Annotated in this window: 1 protein-coding gene; it reads right to left on the bottom strand. The window is 55.6% G+C overall.

The window, feature by feature from the left end; genetic code table 11:
* On the bottom strand, positions 1-233 hold a 233-nt coding region (locus AC1RQI_RS17290; protein WP_481905843.1), incomplete at its 3' end, for a DUF4917 family protein.
* Between the last annotated feature and the right edge of the window lie 26 nt (positions 234-259).

Raw genomic sequence — 259 nt, 5'->3', positions numbered from 1 at the left:
CTGTCTTCACGCTCGGAGAACGGGTCCAGGGGCAGTTCAAGTGCCGCTGACACAGTCTTGCTGGTCGCCAATGCGCTCAGAACCACCTCAAAATTTCGAGTTTCCAAGCGATCAAACAGTGAGACGTCAGCTGCACTCAACTGCGCGCCATCGCCATGCGACGCTGTGTCGAACAGTGAGGCATAGCCAAAACGCTGCCAGAGGTTTTGGCTGAACCCATTGCCAATCAGCAACCCAGACCAATCAGCCTGGTCCTTCA

Source organism: Salicola sp. AFF1 (genome assembly GCF_056783195.1).
The sequence above is the reverse complement of the archived record's forward strand: the minus strand, read 5'-3'. Positions and strand labels throughout refer to the sequence as shown.